This window comes from Paraburkholderia sp. SIMBA_053 (assembly GCF_046534895.1).
In the GTDB taxonomy this organism is placed as follows: domain Bacteria; phylum Pseudomonadota; class Gammaproteobacteria; order Burkholderiales; family Burkholderiaceae; genus Paraburkholderia; species Paraburkholderia caledonica.
Map to the genome: position 1 here is coordinate 1 of NZ_JAWRXU010001938.1, position 229 is coordinate 229.

The following is a 229-nucleotide window of genomic DNA, read 5'->3' on the forward strand; positions in this document are numbered from 1 at the left end:
CTCGGCGGCGCACGTCGTGGCCGATCCTGTGCGTAGCGGCGAACTCGGCCGGCCTTGCGCGATCGACTGGGAGCGGACCATCGAATATCGCCGTTACCTTCTTGAGCAGGGTCTGGGTATCGCAGAGGCAATGGACACCGCACAACGAGGCATGGGACTGTCCTGGGAGTCGGCGAAAGAACTGATCGTTCGTACCCTGAACGAAACGCGCGACATCCCAGGAGCGCTG

At 62.9% G+C, this 229-nt stretch carries 1 protein-coding gene; it reads left to right on the forward strand.

Annotated elements, in window-relative coordinates; translation table 11 throughout:
- A partial coding sequence (locus tag SB753_RS42310; protein ID WP_410805860.1) for a DUF993 family protein occupies window positions 1-229 on the forward strand: 229 nt, incomplete at both ends.